Annotated in this window: 14 protein-coding genes; 4 read left to right on the top strand and 10 right to left on the bottom strand. The window is 63.0% G+C overall.

The features are described from left to right. Positions 1-1,371: 1,371 nt before the first annotated feature. Entirely contained in the window at positions 1,372-2,466 is a 1,095-nt protein-coding gene (locus tag CLV47_RS19500) for an ImmA/IrrE family metallo-endopeptidase (RefSeq protein ID WP_146135457.1), read from the top strand. A gap of 188 nt (positions 2,467-2,654) precedes the next feature. Beyond that, the gene (locus CLV47_RS21885) at positions 2,655-3,047 is read left to right on the top strand and encodes a hypothetical protein (protein ID WP_146135456.1); all 393 of its coding nucleotides are present in this window, start codon (positions 2,655-2,657) and stop codon (positions 3,045-3,047) included. Here the strand turns inward: CLV47_RS21885 and CLV47_RS19495 are convergent. The 9 genes from CLV47_RS19495 to CLV47_RS19455 all read right to left on the bottom strand — a co-directional run bounded on the left by CLV47_RS19495 (position 3,008) and on the right by CLV47_RS19455 (position 14,068). Further along, complete coding sequence (locus tag CLV47_RS19495) at positions 3,008-4,981, bottom strand: hypothetical protein (protein ID WP_106350800.1); 1,974 nt, start codon at positions 4,979-4,981, stop codon at positions 3,008-3,010. The two genes, CLV47_RS21885 and CLV47_RS19495, sit on opposite strands and share 40 nt — an antisense overlap. A gap of 335 nt (positions 4,982-5,316) precedes the next feature. Next, positions 5,317-6,138, bottom strand: a complete 822-nt coding sequence (locus CLV47_RS19490; protein ID WP_170111169.1) for an SDR family NAD(P)-dependent oxidoreductase — start codon at positions 6,136-6,138, stop codon at positions 5,317-5,319. Then, positions 6,135-7,214 carry an ABC transporter permease gene (locus CLV47_RS19485; RefSeq protein ID WP_106350798.1) on the bottom strand — a complete coding sequence of 360 codons (1,080 nt, stop codon included), beginning with the start codon at positions 7,212-7,214 and terminating at the stop codon, positions 6,135-6,137. Before CLV47_RS19485 ends, CLV47_RS19490 begins: the two co-directional genes overlap by 4 nt. Beyond that, positions 7,211-8,797 carry a sugar ABC transporter ATP-binding protein gene (locus tag CLV47_RS19480; protein ID WP_146135455.1) on the bottom strand — a complete coding sequence of 529 codons (1,587 nt, stop codon included), beginning with the start codon at positions 8,795-8,797 and terminating at the stop codon, positions 7,211-7,213. Before CLV47_RS19480 ends, CLV47_RS19485 begins: the two co-directional genes overlap by 4 nt. Next, a complete protein-coding gene (locus CLV47_RS19475; RefSeq protein ID WP_146135454.1) occupies positions 8,794-9,930 on the bottom strand; it encodes a sugar ABC transporter substrate-binding protein in 1,137 nt (378 codons plus the stop codon). Before CLV47_RS19475 ends, CLV47_RS19480 begins: the two co-directional genes overlap by 4 nt. A 74-nt stretch (positions 9,931-10,004) precedes the next feature. After that, positions 10,005-10,892: an SMP-30/gluconolactonase/LRE family protein gene (locus CLV47_RS19470; RefSeq protein ID WP_106350795.1), complete on the bottom strand. Its 888-nt coding sequence runs from the start codon at positions 10,890-10,892 to the stop codon at positions 10,005-10,007. Next, complete coding sequence (locus tag CLV47_RS19465) at positions 10,889-12,385, bottom strand: AMP-binding protein (RefSeq protein ID WP_106350794.1); 1,497 nt, start codon at positions 12,383-12,385, stop codon at positions 10,889-10,891. The genes CLV47_RS19470 and CLV47_RS19465 overlap by 4 nt, the downstream gene beginning before the upstream one ends. Positions 12,386-12,404: 19 nt before the next feature. After that, positions 12,405-13,214, bottom strand: a complete 810-nt coding sequence (locus CLV47_RS19460; protein WP_106350793.1) for an enoyl-CoA hydratase/isomerase family protein — start codon at positions 13,212-13,214, stop codon at positions 12,405-12,407. Continuing rightward, positions 13,211-14,068: an enoyl-CoA hydratase gene (locus CLV47_RS19455; RefSeq protein WP_202862704.1), complete on the bottom strand. Its 858-nt coding sequence runs from the start codon at positions 14,066-14,068 to the stop codon at positions 13,211-13,213. Before CLV47_RS19455 ends, CLV47_RS19460 begins: the two co-directional genes overlap by 4 nt. A gap of 492 nt (positions 14,069-14,560) precedes the next feature. Here CLV47_RS19455 and CLV47_RS19450 point away from each other — a divergent pair, with 492 nt between their 5' ends. Next, entirely contained in the window at positions 14,561-15,748 is a 1,188-nt protein-coding gene (locus CLV47_RS19450; protein ID WP_106350791.1) for a TetR/AcrR family transcriptional regulator, read from the top strand. Positions 15,749-16,154: 406 nt separating this feature from the next. Here CLV47_RS19450 and CLV47_RS22150 read toward each other — a convergent pair whose 3' ends face one another. Further along, positions 16,155-16,292, bottom strand: a complete 138-nt coding sequence (locus CLV47_RS22150) for a hypothetical protein (protein WP_170111168.1) — start codon at positions 16,290-16,292, stop codon at positions 16,155-16,157. A 701-nt stretch (positions 16,293-16,993) separates the two neighbouring features. Between CLV47_RS22150 and CLV47_RS19445 the strand changes: the two genes are divergently transcribed. Beyond that, on the top strand, positions 16,994-18,256 hold the full coding sequence (locus CLV47_RS19445) for an IS256 family transposase (protein WP_106350790.1): 1,263 nt from the start codon (positions 16,994-16,996) through the stop codon (positions 18,254-18,256). The last annotated feature ends 147 nt before the right edge of the window (positions 18,257-18,403 follow it).

Raw genomic sequence — 18,403 nt, 5'->3', positions numbered from 1 at the left:
GCGTGGCTCCTGTCCAGCCGACGTCGCTTATCAAGCATCAGACGCACGATCCCGCGTAAACACCCTGGTGGCGCCAATTCCTCAGCCAGCGACGCCGGGGAGAGACGTGCAGGGAGACTTGTTGTCGTAGCGCCGACATAAGATCTCAGCGTGCCGGAAAGTAATGCCGAGAACGGCGATGTGTACAAGGTTTATCGCAAGTCCACTAGTGAGCCTGCCAGGGTTGGCAACGTGGTTCGACCGATGGGCTGCGTTGCGTCTAGACCGTCCGATCCAACTGTTTGGACAGCGATAGCGAGGTCATCCACGGACGGGCGTCCGCATCAGGGCGACCTGTTCAGCGCACTACAGCCCGAGATCGGTTTGAACAAGGAGGGCTACTGGTCGCTCCGGTGGATCCACAGCGTGTACAAAGCAAAGACGGGCGGGAAGGCCTGTGCTTATCTTGGCACGCTCACCGAGTCCGAGAAGTCACAGCTTCTGATGCTGTACCGGGATCGACTGAAGTGATCTCGGGCAGTAACGTAGAACTTCTGCCTAAATGAAGAGGAGCCTCCGTGACGACCATCGAACCGCCACATTCTCTTCGCGTCGACGCTGCGGCTTTATGGCGTCGAGGCACGGGAGAGACGGACATCAGACGAGGTGACCTCTGGGTTCTTTCGTGGGACGGCTCGCCGTGTGGCCACGTCATGGTGGCAGCGAACAAGTCCGACTACATCATCGGCTGGCCGGTAACTCTGGCGGAGGAGCCCTCGTACGCCCCAGGCCTTGTCGTGCGCGTTACGCCGCTTGCCGTCCCCGTGGTCCTGTGGCCGAGTCGCGAAACCGGCCTCGGAAAGCACTTGTTGGATCGGTGTCTCGGCAATCTTCTTAGCGAACGCCAGGTTCTTCAAGTGGCTGCGGCAACGGACGCCGGCGAACTCCCCGGCCTTCCGTTCGCTCGCGGCAGTTCGTCAGACGAGGCGAACAGCGCTTCTGATCGCACTATGACCGAGCACTGGGCCGAACTGTGCTTCAACGATCCGCGGTCGGACACCGGGGAGGTCGTGCTAGACGAGAACAAGATCCGCGCCGCCGGAATCGATGCGCAGACTGTGGGCCGCGCGCTTGGACTGGACGTTGTTGCAACGCGAAATATCTGGTCGGGTACGAAGCCTATTAGTGCACCAGACCTCTCCCGGTTGGCCAGAGCCGTCGGCGTTCCCGAAGTTGACCTGACCGGCGTGGACCCCGCCTCTGAATATTTGTCTGAATTGGCGCGGCCTGTATTCAAATCAGATGTCGTAGATCTCGGCAGGAAGAGGCGCGAACGAGAGGGCACAACTCGGGTAAGGGTATCCCGCGAGGCACTAAGACTAGCTGCGCGAGATGACAGTCGATCCCGACGTCCCGAAAAGTTACGGGACGCGATCGCGCGTCTTCAAGACTCTGGACAGAGTGATGCCTGACTGGGCCCGGCTCGCGGCAGGAGGGCCGGTTACAGAAGTAGCGCGCGCACTGATCGAGACATGCCCCTACCTTGATCTCGGAGTACTGCAGACGGATCCCCGGGCCGGCGTAAATGCAATCGCTGAAATTACTGTCGTCGAGAGGGAACGTCTCCCAGCAGCTTCGTGCGGTGGCGGCTACTACGACGGTGACCTGGGGATCATCTACATCCACCCTGCAGGGAACCGGCGAGACAACTTTACGATCCTGCACGAGCTTGCACACCACATGCAGCAGACGCATCCCGAGTGGGGTTACGTCTTGCTCGACCTGAGTAAAGACGCCCGTCGCAAAATGGAGGAGAATGTCTGCAACGCAATCGCCGCACGGATACTCCTCACGGACCTCCAACCCGCGGACGAGACCAACGTCGACGTCTCTCCCGCGGCCGTGATGGCCGACCTACACGAGAGGTCAGCCGCCTCCCCGTCAGCCGTTCTACAACACATCGCGACAATCATGGAGCACCGCAGTAAGTGGATACTTGCTGTCTCTGGACTCGATGGCACAGTAATGCACTCACGCGCGACGTACGGCGAGAACTATCCGCCGGCGCGGGGGAGAGCGCAGCCAGGATTTGCCGCGTTAGCGGAAGAAGCGCGGACCGGACTCGTTCGGCGACGCTTCACCGAAGGAGTGCACTACGACAAGAATCTAAGACTCCAAGATATGTACGCGCACGCCGCGCTGGATAGCACAGGGCGCTGCGTGTTCATCGCACTCACGCCAGTTGCCAGATTCGGCTACGGGAAACTTGAGGCAGCGACGTACCTCTGTGGCAACCCTGGCTGCGAACGCGACGAATACGCGCTGGATCGCGAACCGATACTCTGCGACGTGTGCGGGGAACCCAAATGCCCGTCATGTAGGCAATGTGAGTGCCCCAACCAGAGGCGTAGCGATGTCTGCGGGAAATGTTCCCTGACGATTTCTCCGTACGAGAAGCAGACCGATACGCATGAGTGCCGTAGGTGAGCTGGGCATCGAGGTGACGGGTTCAGCGCAGTGGAATTCATCCAAGACACTGATGGAGATCAGACAGGGAAGGGCACCTGCCCGACGCGACCAGAGTCGATCGGTACAAAAGGGGAGAGCGCGCCGAGTGCGCGGACACGCGTCTACTCGTCACACCCGACCAGGATCTCGACGCGATTACCGAGCCGGTGTACCTCGCCTGCGGGTATGAGTCACCGGCCGCATGGCGGCATCGCCGGGTCGCGCACGTGCTCTATGCCGCGATCGGCGCCGGCATGCTCGAAGCCGTCCCCACCGCGCAGGTCGAGGAGACCGCCGGCCCTCCGGTAAGTGGACCAGCGCCGCCTGGGATGCAACGATTCGAGGTCGAGGGGCAAGCCGGAGATTCAGCCGATAGCGAGTACGACTTCTACAATTTCGAAGGACGCGGGTTCGACGACGGCGTGGGGCCAGATCTCAATGGGCTACCTTCCGAATCACGACGGTCCACTCGGCAGGCTGTGCCCGCGCTTGATCAGCCCGCGTCCCCTCCTCTCATTCCTTACAGGTCTGCCGGGATGGTCGTGTACTTCTCCCCGTGACGGTCGTAAAGCTTCTTGATCGAGTCGGTGTCCGCCGGCGACTCGTAGACAGCGCGCCGGATCTTCGGGTCCTTCAGGTCGAGTCGGTAGAGCGTGTTGTCCTTCTCGAGACCGACCGCGACGATGCGATCGAACTTCTCTCCGTGCTCGTCGGCGTACTCGGTCAGCGCCTTCAGCTTCGGCGCGGAGTCGCCCAGGTGCGCGCCGTGCGGGTCGACGATCGTGGGCAGAAGATTCCCGTTTTTGTTGTGGAAGAAGGCGAAGTCCGGCTGGACCGACTTCCATACCTCCCCCGACCTGTGGGCGATCCGCAGCGAGTTCTTTCCGGCGGACGGGTTCCGGTACCAGCCTGCGAGGGTTCCGGCGCTATGTTCCTGGGTGATCGTGGCCCGCTCCCAGCGGTTCTTGGCCATCTTCGGCTCAAGCGGGTAGTGACCCTCGGTCGTGGAGAGCAGGTGCTTCTTCTCCGTCGGCAGCCAGTTGCCGTCGGTGTCGACCGAGTCGACCTGCTCGTCGGTCTTGATCTCGATGGTGACCTGCTCCGGCTCGCGGGCCATGTCCTGGATTGCCTCGTAGGTTGGTCTGCGCGAATCGGGCAGGCTCGCGATGGCCTTCGCGTTGGTCGTCAGCCAATAACGAGTGAGCGAGTCGGCGGCATCCTCGACGGGTTTCTGCACGTCGGAGTCGATGAACGCCAGAGCAGCGACCCGGGCACGGACCGCGGTGATGTCGATCGTTGCCAGATCGTTGAAGCTGTCAGCTTCAACGATGGCGGCTTGCATGTTCTTCGTCAGGTAGCGGTTGACCACAGACGCAGTGATGAGCCGGCGCAGGTGCCGCAGGGCATCGTCGACCGTGGCCGCATCGGCGGCGCGCGTGGCAGTGGAGGCTGTTGCCTCGTCCTCTCCGCGCTCAACCAGGATCCGCCTGATGTCGGCCGTCATGATTTTCTTCGCCTGGTCCTCGACCGCATCCACGTGGTCTTCGGTGATGGCGTCGAGCACGTCGAACATCGCGTCGTGCGCGATCTTATCGGCGTACGGCACTAGTTCGTCCTGGGCGAGGGCCTGGGCAGCCTTGAGGATGCGCTTGATCGGTCGCGGAGCGGCAGCGGGCTTCGCGAACGATGGCAGGCCCTCGATCAGCTGGTACACCTCGGTGGGTACATCCGGGTTCCGGGTCAGTGTGACCGGCTGGAGCATCACCTTCGCCACGGATGCGCCGCGTTCGCCCGAGCGGGGTTCCCGCATTCCCATGAGCTCTTCGGCGACGATCTTGGCCGTCTGCTTGTCGAAATATGGTAGGTAGCACGAGGCGATGTTGAGTTGTTCGACGCTGGTCTGTTGGGCGAGTGGTGTGCGCACTATGCGTCCGAGCAGCTGGGTGACGTAGGTGTCGTCCTTCGCCGGGCGCAGCGACACCAGGACCTCGGCCCTCGGGCAGTCCCACCCGGTGGAGACCGCGTCCTTGGCCAGCAGTACACGGATCCGGTGGTCGTGCTGGACGTCCTGCGGAGCGACCTTCGGGATCTCGTAGGCACCGATCTCGATGGTGGCCCGGTCGCCGAGTACGTGGGCGACGCTGCCGGCTGGCATGTCTGGCCGGTGTTTACGGATGGTCTCCAGGACGAGATGGATGAGCTCGTCCTCATCCTTGCGTCCTTTCTCGGTGTCCTTCTCGCCGGCCTGCTTGTTCGGGATCTGCGCCACTAGGAGCGGCACCACCGGGTCGATGTCCTGCTGTTGGCAGTACTCATCCGATTGGTCGCACACGTCAACGAAGTCCAGGGCGGCGTCGCGGACCATGGTCGTCGAGAAGTCACCGGGCTCGTCGGGGATGTCGAGGGTGAGCGCGTTCTTGAGCAGGCCCGACTCGTGTTCCGGCTTCTGCCAAGAGGTTTCACTAACCGGGACTACGCGAGTATCTTGATCCACTGTGGGGGCACCAGCCCAACACTCTGAGCAGCGGGTAGGGAACCTATGACCTGCGCCGGGTACGCCACCATGGGCTCATCGAACGTGTCCCGCACAGTCACCGCTACCGAGTCACCGACGAGGGGCATAGCAGGCGCTGTTCCTCTCCCGCACCCATCACTGTCTGCTCACGGACGGTGACGTAGAAATCAGTGAACCATACCCACCAGCTCACGAAAACTCCGCGCCGCCAGCAACGCCTACGACCGCGCCATCAACGACCTGCTCAACCGCGCCGGACTCGCAACATGACTCAAACTTGACTCACCCTCAACGACAGACACGACCCAAGAAATCTAGCTGCCCGTCCCTCCAGCACAGACCAGTGTGTGCCCCGATACAAAGTTGGCGTCCGCTGAGCAAAGGAATCGGATCGCCGCAGCTGCCTCATCAGCGGTCCCGGCGCGCGCCAGGGCATTGCTGCTCGCTCCTCTAGCGAAGCTCTGATCGTCGAGCGGCGCGACCTCCAGCTTGGAGGGGGCGGCGCGGTCCTCTTCGCTTTCGCCGCCGGTTAAGCGGGTTTCTATCAAACCGAATGCGATCGCGTTGATGTTGATGGCGTACCGACCCCACTCTTTGGCTGCTCCCAGTGTCATACCGATCACGCCGGCCTTCGCCGTCGCGTAGTGAATGGACCCAGGAGTGCCATAGATCCCGGCTACAGAGGAGACGTTGACTATCTTGCGCTGGAGCATCTCGCCGCGATCTCGTTCCTCACGGTGCGCCGCGATGAAGGACGCGCCGACCGTCTGCAGCATCCGGAAACTGGCATCGACGTGGATCGCAAGCATCCGACTCCAACGCGATGGGGTGACGTCACGGATCGGGACACGCTCGACCCACCCGGCGTTGTTGACCAGAATATCCAAACGTCCGAATTCGTCCGTTGCTACTTGCACGACCCGAGTGGGCAGGTCAGTCGCCGTGATGTCTCCTGGAACCGGGACCGCGACACCACCTGCCGCGCCGATGGCGTCGGCGGTGGACTGGCACTCGGCCTCGTCCAAGTCGTTCACGACGACACGAGCACCTTCCCTGGCTAGTCGCAGTGCGGTTGCGCGGCCGATGCCGCGCCCGGCGCCGGTGACGATAGCGACTCTGTCTTGGAACTCTGTCATGAAGCAGCCCTTCTGAATGCGGCCGCGAGGGCCAGTGCGAGGACGAGGGAGATACCTGTGAACACGTTTTGGACCCACGCCGCGAGTCCGAGGAGGCTTAGCCCCGAGACACCGCATGCGAGGAAGAGGAGGCCGACGACAGTCCCTGCTACGTTGAAGTGACCAGGACGGAAACAGGTCGCGCCGAGAAATACGGCGGTGATGGCGGAAATGACCAGGGAGAACCCACCCGAGGTCGGGTTCGCGGCCGCTTCGACCGAGACTTGCAGAACGCCGGCGACGGCCGCCAGGAGCGCCGACAGTACGAACGTCGAGATCACCAGCGTCCGAACCCGCAGCCCTAACAGGCCCGCTGCCCGCCGGTTCGCGCCGATTGCGGCGAGCCTGCGTCCGTACACGGTATGCTCAAGGACGATCCACGCAGCAATCGCGAGAACAGCGACGAAGATCGTCAGGACCGGCACGCCGCCGAGCCGTTGCTGTGACAGGTCTGTCAGCCACGGTGCGATACTGCGGTTCAGCGCCAGGCCGCCGGTGTACTGGTCGATGAACCCGCCCAGGATGGTGGCCATTCCGAGCGTGCCGATGAACGAATTGACTTCGAACCGGGCGGTGAGGAGGCCGGTGACCGTGCCGATACACATCGCTATCAACAAAGCTGCCACGATGGCCAGCACAGACGAAACACCGGCGCCCATCAGCCCCGCAATGACGACGGCACTGCCGGTTGTGACGATACCGACTGTCAGGTCGAACTCACCCACGATCAGCGGCACGGTCAGCGCGAGCGCCGCGGTGAATGGCACTGTCTGCAACAACAAGATCGCGTGCAGATTCGCTGAGGTCATGAACGTGTCGGGTCGCATGATGGAGAACGTCACGACTTCGATCACGAGGAACAGCGCGAGCCAGTACCGGGACAGGATCGTCAGCACGACACCGCGCGTACCCCGCCGCGCCGTAGGCGCGGAGGCCTCGTCGAGGTCCGTTCCGGGAACCACTCCATCGGGGTGGATGACCTCGGCCGGTGCGGATAGGTCCGCGGAAGATGCCGAAGGGTCCTGTAGAGGTCTCATGAATGCACGTCCAAAGCTCCGTAAACGGCATGTCCGATAGCGCTGGCCGAGATGGCCTCGCCGCTGATGGGCTCGCTGAGGACGCCCTGATGGAGCACCTGGATGCGGTCGCACAGCTCGCACAGTTCATCGAGATCGGACGTGACGCACACGGCGGCGGAACCGGCATTCGTTGCCTCACGCACTATGCCGTGCAGGGCGTTGCGGGCTCCGATGTCGACGCCGACGGTCGGTTCGTCCAGCAGGATCAGGCGCGGCGATCGCGACAACCAGCGCGCCATCAGGACCTTCTGCTGGTTGCCGCCAGACAAGGTGAGGATGTCGTCACTCACGCTGCCGACTTTGACCCCGAACTGGCGGACCTTGTTTTTCGCGCGCGACCGCAACCGCCCCGCGATGTCGATCCGTAGCGGCGATTGCACCGCGAGTGATCCCGCCTCCAGGTTCTCCGCGATATTCAGTCCGGGGAACAATCCGTCGTCAGCTCGGTTCTCCGGAATCAGTACGACGCCGGCTCGGAGTGCAGGATGCCCGGGCCAGGTCTCGATCGCGTTGCCGTCGAGCTCGATGACACCCGAATCGGGTCGCAGAGCGCCAGCCAAGTACTTGAGCAGACGGGTACGGCCGGAACCGAGCAAGCCCGCGATCCCGACGATTTCGCCGGGATAGACGGTGAACGACACGTCCCGGAGGGACCCGCCGCTCAGATGACGCACCTGGAGTCTCGGCTCCGCTGTTTTGGGCGCGCGCACCGGGCTCGTGTCGTCGTTCCCGAGAGGTGCAGTCTTTTCCTGTACTTCGAGCGCGGTCGGCGCGATGTACGTGACGAGGTCTCGATGGGTGAGTCCTTCTCGTGACCGCGTCACGACGTGATCACCATCGCGAAGAACCGTGATGGAGTCAGCGACAGTGAGAATCTCATCGAGGCGGTGCGTCACGATGATGACAGTGTTGCCCTGTTCGGTCGTGCGTCGTACCCAGGTCAGCAGTCGGTCGACTTCGGCCTCCGGTAATGCCGAGGTCGGTTCGTCCAGGATCAGGGTCCGGCCGTGACCGGTCATTTCGTTGTCGCCGCTGGTTGCGTCTTCGGCCGATAACGCCCGGGCGATGGTAATCATGGCGCGGACGGCGGGGCCGAGCGTTGACATGATGTCGCTTGGGCGCGCGGAGATCTTCCATCGCTCGAGGACATCGGCGGTACGCCGATGGACCTGCCGCCAAGAGATGGTCTTCGCCCTGTTCGTGGGGTACCGGGCGGTCATGGCGATGTTCTCGGCGACTGAAAGTTCCAGGAACAGTCCGAGGTCTTGATGTACGAAACGCAGCCCGGATTCCCGTGCCCATTGCGGGCTGGGGTCGGTGAGCTGGTGTTCGACGCCTCCGACCGTCACCGTCCCGGTGTCCGCGGTTTCGACGCCGGCGAGTATCCGGATGAGACTGGATTTCCCGGAACCGTTACCTCCGCACAGGGCATGCACGCGGCCCGACGGGACATCGAACGATACGTTGCTCAGGGCACGGGTGGTCCCGAAGGTTTTCGAGACCGCCCGGAATTCCAGCGCGGGGTGTTGCGTGCGGATCATGAGACGCCCCACGCCTTCGGGAAAGCGGCCTGGTAGTCGGTATTGATCACGTAGGGGCCGCTAGCGGGCAGGTTGCGATCCTTGTCCACCAATGTCGAAACCGGGTCGATCTGAATCGTGGGGGCGCCCGCCATGAGGCGGGCGGTGGTGTCGGCGACGAGCCAGGCACTGAGTGCGGTGTCGTTAGCCATAACACCCTCGATAGTGCCGTTCTTGATCATCTCGATGTCCGCCTCGGTACCACCGGAAGCGATGATAGGCAGCTTGATCGTGGATGTCCGCATCGCGTTGGTGACGTACGGCAGCTGGGAGTCCTGGAGAGCGACCAAGAGGTTGGCCTCCGGATGCTGCAGGACGATGCTGTTCAGCTTGGCCGCCGCTGAGCCATTCGCCAGGTCGGCACCGAGCGCGGGGGCCTCAGCTGCGATGGTGCAATCTGGGCAAACCTTGGCAAGTTCCTTCTTGAACTCCTCGAGTTCGACGACGACCACCTGGAAGTCGGGTTCGGTGGCGACGACGATCTTGCCCTTACCTTTGCTTTGCGCCGCGGCGTAGTCAGCAAGTGCGGTCCCGCTGGCGCCGAACTGTTTGCCGGGGGATCCGCCGAGGTCCGCGGACGTGAAGAGCGACTCGCCACCACCCTGGCTGGGGTCGGGGCAGTCGAAGCCTGCAACTGACACGACCTGGATACCGGCCTGCTTGGCCTTCTGCAAGGAGGTTTTGACACTGGAGCAGTCGATGGCGACCAGAACGATTGCGGCTGCGTGTGCGACGATCGCCTGGTTTATGCCGGCGGAGTAAGTCGCGGGAGTGAGCTTCCCGTCGAACATGGTGACGTTCCACTTGAGGTGGTCCTCCATGATCGACTTGATGTCGCCGGCGAGGCCGGCACATCCGACGGCCTCAAGGCTGCAGGAGACGATCCAGACGTTCTTTCCCGCCTCGGTCTTGACCGGTGAAAGGTCGGGGAGTTTCTGCTCGTTGCTGGCAAGGTCCTTGAGTGACGGTCCGTTGGACGTATCAACGCCCGTAGAGGACCCAGCGGAGTTGGAGGTACTACTGCAGCCGGTGAGGACTGCTAACGCGAGGGTGGCGACGACTGCCGCGATTCGGGTTTTGGTATGACCCAGCATGATGGGCTCTTTCTGTGAGCGTGACGGTAGGTGCGCGGTGGAACCGGATCGGTCCGCCCGCGGACGCCAGGTGTTCAATGCGCTGCCGGAATGCCGATCTGAACGGTGTCGATACGTGCGTCCCGCGTGTTGACGGTGAGGTTGGGGTCGGCGCTGGACGCGAGGCAGACGAACAGAGTGTGGCCGTCGCTCCCGCCGATTTCGCAGGCGTACGCGGGCAGGTCGCACTCGACGGTGTCGGTGATAGCGCCGGTGGCATCCACGCGGTGCACCTTGGAACCCATAGGGTCCGAGAGCCAGATCCCGCCCTGTTCATCCATCCGTGAGATTCCGTCGGGACCGAAGCCGAGATCGATGATGCGGCGGTCGCTGAGTACTCCGTCGATCAGCTTGTACTCCGACAACCGCAGGCCGAACGTCTCGGCGACCACATACCTCGTCTGGTCGACGCTGATGGCGGCCCCGTTCGGGAAGCGCAATCCACTGGCGGCAACCGTTGCCTGGCCGTTCTCGACGAGGAACACGTCCGCTTCGTCGAGGGGGGCCTCGGCGAGGATGGCGATTCCGTGCTCTTCCACCTTCGGGACGTTTTCAGCCATCCAAGCATGGACGTCCACTCCGAATTCACCGACATAGCAGCGGTCGTTAGCGTCCATGACGAGGTCGTTGATTTCGTGCTCGGAGTCACCGATGTCGCTCATGTCGCAGTAGGTGGACAGTTCCCCGTCGTGGTACCTCATGATCTTGCGGTTTTGGGTGGCCGCTACTGCGAGGGACCCGTCCTGGAACCAGCCCATGCCGCCGGGCCGCCCGGGTACTGTGATCTCCTCGGTAGAGCCGTCCTCGCTCACCACGACGACAAGGTCGCGATGCATATCGACCATCCACAGCTTGCCGTCGTGCCATCGCGGACACTCCAGAAAGGCGAATCCACCGACGAGGGTCTTCATGGGTTGGGTCATCGTTTTACTCCTGAGGTGGCTTGATTGCGGTCGCCGCCGTCCCGGGCCGCGGCGAGGGCACTGCGGCGGACTTTTCCGGCGTCGTTACGGATGGGCTGGTCGACGAACTCGTAGTCGCGGGGGCACTTGTACCGGTTGAGGCGTTCGCGCATAAACGCGTCAAGGTCTTCAGCGGTGAGGTCCGGCGTTGCGGGTTGCACGATCGCGTACACCCGCTGGCCGAGGTCGTCGTCGCGGAGGCCGACCACAGCGCAGTCCAAAACTTCGGAGTGGGCGCTGAGGACACCCTCGACCTCCGCCGGGTACACGTTCGCGCCGCCGGAGATGATGAGGTCGGCGCGCCGGTCGGCGAGGTACAGATAGCCGTCCTCGTCCATGGACCCGAGGTCGCCGACGCTGTGCCAGCCGCCCCCGACCTCGGGGTCGGGTTCGCCGATATAGAAGAAGGTTCGGGGTGCGCCCACGGGCCGGCGCATGTAGATGGTGCCGACCTGTCCCGGTGGACACTTCTTTCCCTCATCGTCACGGATCTCGAACTCGCCGATCGTCGCGCGTCCGACGGTGCCGGGACGTTCGAGCCATTCCTGACCGGAGACCAGAGTCTGGGCTGACTGCTCCGTGGCGGTGTAGTTCTCGTACACCCGGTCCGGGCCGAGCCATTCGATGAAGTTGCGCTTCAGCTCCGGCGGCATCGGCGCCGCGTTGTGATGGAGCCCAACAAGGCTCGATAGGTCGTATTTGTTGCGGACTTCCGCGGGCAGCCGCCAGATTCGGCTCATCATCGTGGGAACCAGAAGCGTGAACTCGACCCGGTGGCGCTCGATCAGGCGCAGGGTGAGTTCGGCATCGAACCGCCGCTCGAGGACGACGTGGTTGCGCAGGCTCAACCCGGTCAGGATGAGCGTCAGGGCGGTGTTGTGGTACAGCGGGCCGGCCGACAGCATGCACCCGTCCGTCGGGATACCGAGCTTGTGCCCCGGCGTCTCCGCTCCGTCGTCCATCAACGCCGGGGAACCGGCCATGATCAGTTTGGGCCGGCCGGTGCTCCCGCCGGACGTGGGGGCCTTGAACGACGGCGAGATGACTTCGCGAAGATCGTCAGTGGAAACGCCGGTCAGGTCGACGTGCAGGCCCACGGTCGGAATGTCGTCCGGGTAGGCACCGTCCTCGGCGATGACGAGTCGCGGTTTCGCGAGCTCCAGGAGGGGCCGCAACTCATTCTCGGGCATGTTCGCTGAGATGGGGTTGGGGGTCGCACCGAGCTTCACGATCGCGAGGATCGCGCACACTGCCTCGTACGACGTGGGCAGGGAGACGGTGACGATATCGCCGTAGCGGACGCCCTTTTCGGCGTAGACGCGGGCGAACTGGTTGGACGTGCGATGCAACTCGGTCCAGCTGATCGAGGGTTCGTCGCCGACGGTGATTGCCGGTGCGTCCGGTGTTTCCCTCGCGCTACGGGCCCAGCTGGAGACCATACTGTACAGGGCCATACCTTGATACCTCCGTGTGTTACCTGGTGTCGTGGTGTCGTGGGGACGGGACAAAACTTCCGAAGTTGGGTTGGCGTTTCTCGCGGAAGGCCCTTAGCCCTTCCTCGAAGTCCGGGCCTTGGATGCATTCGAGCTGGGCCTGGTCTTCGATGGCCAGTGCCTCATCCAGCTCCGTGACTGCCAGCGACGTGGTGAGGATTTCTTTGGTCTTGCGCAGTGCCAAGGGCGCTACGGCGAGCATCTCCTCAGCGAGTGCGCGGGCGGCGTCGTCGAGCTCGTCGTCGGGTACGACCTCGGAGACCAGACCGACTTTCAAGGCATGGTCGGCATCGATGAACCGGCCGGTCAGCATGAGCTCGCTGGCGATCGTGAGTCCGACGATGCGGGGGAGGAAGTACGAGACACCCATTTCGGCACCGGATACGCCGAGCCGTACGAACGCGTCGTTCATGCGTGCGGACTCGCCGGCGATCCGTACGTCGGAGGCAAGGGCGAAGGCGAATCCGCCGCCGCAGGCTGGTCCGTGTACCGCGCTGATGATGGGTTGGGGACAGGCGCGCATTGCCTTGATGACGTCCGGGAGATGAACGTTCGCCCCAGAATCCTGAGGCTGATCCTGAAGCTCGACGATGTCCAGCCCTGCGCAGAACCCGCGGCCGTTTCCGCGCAAGATGACCACGCGGACGGTGGTATCGCTGGCAAGGTCCTGGAAGGCCGTGAGCAATTCGCGACGCATATTGGGCGTGATGGCATTGAGTCGGTGTGGGCGGTTGAACCGTATCCACATCACCGCTCCGCGGCGTTCGATTTCAAGGTCGGCGGCGGTCATTTCGCGCCGCGCTCGTTCGTGGCGCCCGGGCGCATGAACGAGGGATCGATGAGCGATCCATGCACCGCCAGGTTGTGTGTATGCGCGAGCTGATGCATAGCGAACGCGGTCGACATGGCAGTCACGCGTCCTTGGGCGTCCTGGGCGGTGTTGACTGCTTCCTTGGCGAGTTTGAGGGCGAAGAGTGGCTTCTGCGCGATGTTCTCAGCGAGGGCGAGGACGGTCGACTCGAGCTGATCGACCGCGACGACCTGGTTGACCATCCCCAGCGTGAGCGCTTGAGCGGCGGTGACCGGTTGCGCGGTGAACAGCATCTCCTTGGCCTTGCGGACGCCGACTTCGTAGGCGTGCTGGAAGAACTCCGCACCGGGCACGCCCATGCGCACGGTGTTGTCGATGAACTCGGCATCCTCGGAGGCCACGATGAGGTCGCACGGCCACGCCAGCATCAATCCGCCGGCGATCGTCTTGCCCTGTACCTGGGCGATCGTGGGCTTCGGAATATTGCGCCAGCGCTCGGAGAAGCCGATGTATATCTCCTTTTCGCGGGCCATCTGCCGTTCCGCGCCCTCGCACCCGAATCCGCACCAGGTACCCACGGTTCGGTACTGATCCATCGCCTGGTCCTCGGGCGACTCGCGTAAGTCGTGTCCTGCGGAGAAGTGTGGTCCGTCGGCGGCGAGCACGATGACGGAGATCTCGTCGTCTTGGGCGGCACGGTCGAACGCGTCGTTCAGTTCGTGCAGGAGGCGGGTGTCCTGGGCGTTCCGCGCGTCTGGTCGCGCGAGCGTCACTCGCGCCACCTTGGACCTGGGGACGTCGTAGCGAATCGAGCCGGCAGCGCGTTGAGCCAAGGTTTCGTCCTCTCTGACGAGCGCCCCGAAGAAGGGCATGCGCGGTTTTGGTGCTACCTCGTATCTTTAGTTATGCATCCAATTGGTGCACCGTATCGATTATGCAGGAGCATGCGATGCCTGCAATAGAGGCAAAGTAGCGGATTTACGATCAAACGTCTTTGCGAGTTAGAACTTTCTGAAACTATAGTCGAGATTCACTCCGCGTCAAGGGGTCGCGCTGGCTTGCTGGCAGTTCCGCATGTATGGTCGGCTTTCGGCTCACAGAAGGGGATCGCAGTCACGTCGATAGGAATGCCGAGCAAGGCGCGTGTAAACGGCAACTGTTTAGTCGCGCATCAGTTCCCGTCGTGTACCCAAAGGGTGGCGGCAGTAATTGGGTCCGTACTGCCAGTCGCTGCCGCCACGCCGACAAGAGGTTGAGAGCGAGGGCGGTCGTCGCGATCGTCTACCCTTAAACCTTGCGCCAAAACACCAAACCGATAGGACGGCATGGCTCCAACGCATTCACCTGGTGCCGGTGATCGTCGCATCGCATTTGTTGAGGCAGCTGTCCCGGTTTTCAATAGATTCGGGTTCCGGCGTGCCAGTTTGACTGACCTGACGGCCGGGGCGCAAACCACTGGCACATCGGTCTACCGGCACTTTGCGAGCAAGGAAGATCTTCTCGCCGAAGTGGTGCGGTACGGCACCGCAAGTGTCCGCGAACTTGTGGAGGCAACTCTCGCCGGTACTCAATCCCCCGATGCCAAACTCCGGAAATTTCAGGTCGGTCTCGCTTCCCTGTCGGTGGAGAAACGGGCGTACGGCGCGGTTATCCACCGCGAGATCCGCAACCTCGACGATCCAGTCGCTAAGGACCTTCGCGGTGACTGGCATGCCATTGTCGGCGTTCTAGCCGAACTTCTCGCCGAGTTGCGCCCCGAATGGTCGATCTGGGACGCCGAGCTCATGGCGCGAGTCCAGTTCGCTATCGCTGCGAGCCCCTCGTATACCCGCAAGCTACGAGTGCCCGCCACCAAACAGCGGAAAATCACGCTGAGGGCCCTCCAAGCGGCAACGTCGTCGGACTGTCTCGTTCCCCAGCAGAGGAGGCCTGCACCCGCCGTCCGCGACGTCGCCGCATTCCGGGAGCACGCGACGACTCGGGCCGCCATTCTGAGCTGTGCGACCCGGCTCTTCGGCGAATGCGGCTTCCACAACACCGGGCTTGAGGATATTGCCGAAGCAGCGGGCGTCACTGTTCCGACCGTCTATGCATACTTCAAGGACAAGGCGGCACTCCTCATCGCCGGCCAACTCCCAGGCACTGGTTGGCTCCAGGCGAGCATCACCAATGCTTTGTCAGCGGACACGAGCTCTCGCGAGCGGCTCCTGATGGCGGTGCGGTCGTACGCGGAATTCGGTGTACGGAACACCAGCCTCGTTGCCGTGCTCTCCCACGAGCTCCAAGACATCCCTGACGAAGAAACCGGGCGCTTCGGCCAAAAGTCGTACATCGGCGACCTCGCTGGGTTACTCCGCGCCGACCGTCCGGGGATTGACGCCTCCCACGCTTCGGCGCTCGTTCGCGCGGCACTCGGCGTCGTTAACGAAATCACCAGAACCCGCCGGTACCTGGGGCGCCCGACGCTCATCGACGAACTCGCCGGTCTTAGCGCCCGCGTCATCGGGTCGTGACGGATCAGCCGATCAACGGGCAGCGACGTCGAATCTGATCTCCCTGATCATCGCCCCGCGTGGTCGCGACCGGGCGTCGCAACCCGGGTTCGGTCCAGCGCTTCTGCGGAAGCGCTTCGACATGTGCCGATGAAATTGGTTACCTAGTCCGCGGGCCACGTCGGACACTTCGGAAAATCAAGACAGCCGCTGTAACCGACCCGAGTGCCCCGGCATAGTGCACTCGTCCGCTTGCATCCACTCTGGCCGGAGTTTCCCGGTAGTACGGCTGCGGTCAGTGTTTGCACTGCTCAGAAGTAGATTATGGCCTGGTCGAGTGTATTGCCTAACTACTGTTGTGGGCTTTCAGCGGTGGGTGCGTAGGGGTCGATGCCGACGAGCCGAGCCAGCCGCTGCTGATCGGGGGTCATGTCGGTGAGCATGCGCGGGGGCGGCCCTTGGCGGCGTCATGGAACAGCAGCACGGTCTCTTCACTGCCGGCCAGAGTGGCCAGCGGCTCACGCACCGAGAGGCGCAGTCCGGCGTGGTCGGCTTCGCGGTGCACCAGGCGGGCGATGATCACGCGAGGACGCAGTAGAAGACGTGGACGCGGATTTTGGAGTCGGTCCAGTGGTGCATCGGCCCGAAGGCGACGACGTGGGGTCTTCTATCTGCCGGAAGGAGGATTCGACCTCGTTCTGGGAGCGGTAGGGGCGACGACCTTGGCGCTGGACCAGTCCTCGCGGTTAGTGAACAGGATCCGTTTACTGTCTGTGATCAACTATTTGTAGGTCGTTTCGGCGGGGTTTTCCTGCCGGTTTAGTGGCCGGTTTCCTGCCGAGTGAGCGCTAAGAATCCGGCCAGTCTCGCAGCGTTCGTCTGGTGGACGGTCGCGAGTGTTGATGTAACTCCCTTCCCGATCCTCCTGGCGCGAATGGCGTCGGCTAGTGGTCGGCATAGGTTCCTTCCCGTTGTTACCCGTGTCGTGGTTGTGACGGTCAAAGGGAGCCGGAAAGTAGATGACGATAGGTATGACTGTTCAAGAAGAGATCCGGCGTCTAGACGCCGAGGGAGTCCCCGGCCGTCAGATCGCCCGCACTCTGGGTGTGAGCCGTGACTCGGTCGCGAAATACGCTGAGCTGCAGTTAAGTCCATAGAGTTGGTGTACGACCGATCCGGTGATCGTGTCGATACAACACAGACGCGGTCACCGGGTGGATCCTTCGAGAGAACTGTCTAGATCCCACTCGAAAGGACCGCACCACGATGACCGCTACGCCTCACAGTATTGACCCGCAGGAGTTTCTGCACGAGCACCTCGCCCAAGCCAGCCCCGACCTACTACGTGAACTGATGCAGATGTTCATCAACACACTGCTCTGGGGGCAGGCCGACACGGTGTGCGGCGCCGACTACGGCACGCGCACCGAGGCGCGGACTAACCGCCGTAACGGGTACCGGCACCGCGACCTCGACACTCGTATGGGCACGCTGGATGTCGCGGTCCCGAAATTGCGGGAGGGCACGTTCTTCCCCGATTGGCTGCTGCAACGACGTAAACGCGCCGAAGCCGCCCTCACCAGCGTGGTCGCGACGTGTTACCTGCTGGGTGTGTCCACGCGCCGGATGGACAAGCTGGTGCAGACCCTCGGCATCACGGGCTTGTCCAAATCGCAGGTGTCGGTGATGGCGAAGGACCTCGACGAGCAGGTAGCGCAGTTCCGCACCCGGCCGCTTTCTGATGGGCCGTACTCGTTCATGGCCGCGGACGCGTTGATGATGAAGGTGCGTGAGGGCGGCCGCGTGGTGAAGGTCGCGGTCATGGTGGCGACCGGCGTGAACGGCGACGGGTACCGCGAAGTGCTAGGCGTGCAGGCCAGTTCATCGGAATCCGGGTCCGGCTGGCTGGGCTTCTTCCGGGACCTCCTCGCCCGTGGCCTCACGGGTGTGGCGATGGTGACTAGTGACGCGCACGCCGGCCTCATCGACGCGATCGGCGCGACACTGCCGAACGCGTCGTGGCAACGGTGCCGTACGCATTACGCGAAGAACCTCTCCGACGCGACTGCGAAGACCTCGTGGGGATGGGTCAAAGCGTTGCTGCACAGCGTGTATGACCAGCCCGATGCCGACGCGGTGCGGGCCCAGTTCGACCGCGTCATCGACGCGCTGAGCGAGAAACTGCCCGCGGTGGCCGAGCACCTCGAGGCAGCCCGCGAGGACGTGCTGGCGTTCACGGCGTTCCCGAAGGTCGTGTGGAAGCAGGTCTGGTCGAACAACCCCAATGAGCGGCTGAACCGGGAGATCCGCCGGCGTACTGATGTGGTCGGGATCTTTCCCAACCGGGACGCGGTCATCCGGCTGGTCGGTGCCGTGCTGGCCGAGCAGCACGACGAATGGGCCGAGCAACGACGCTACCTCGGCATCGATGCCCTCGCGCAAGCACAAGCCGTCCTCACGCGCCGGACCGCAGCACTATCAAAGGAGGAGACGATCGAACCCGCGACCACAGGAGAACTGACCGCCTAAACCACAACAGAAGGATTCATCTCTTTCGTACACCAATCAACGGGACTTGACCACCGCTAGCAGTGCTACTCGGCAACGGTGGAGGCATACGTACTCGGGCCTCAGGTACGTCCCGCGGCTCAGTGATCACGAGTGTTGGGCAGTATT

The sequence above is a fragment of the Antricoccus suffuscus genome, from assembly GCF_003003235.1.
GTDB lineage: Bacteria > Actinomycetota > Actinomycetes > Mycobacteriales > Antricoccaceae > Antricoccus > Antricoccus suffuscus.
Note: the sequence above shows the minus strand (reverse complement) of the source record. Positions and strands in the feature narration are given on the sequence as shown.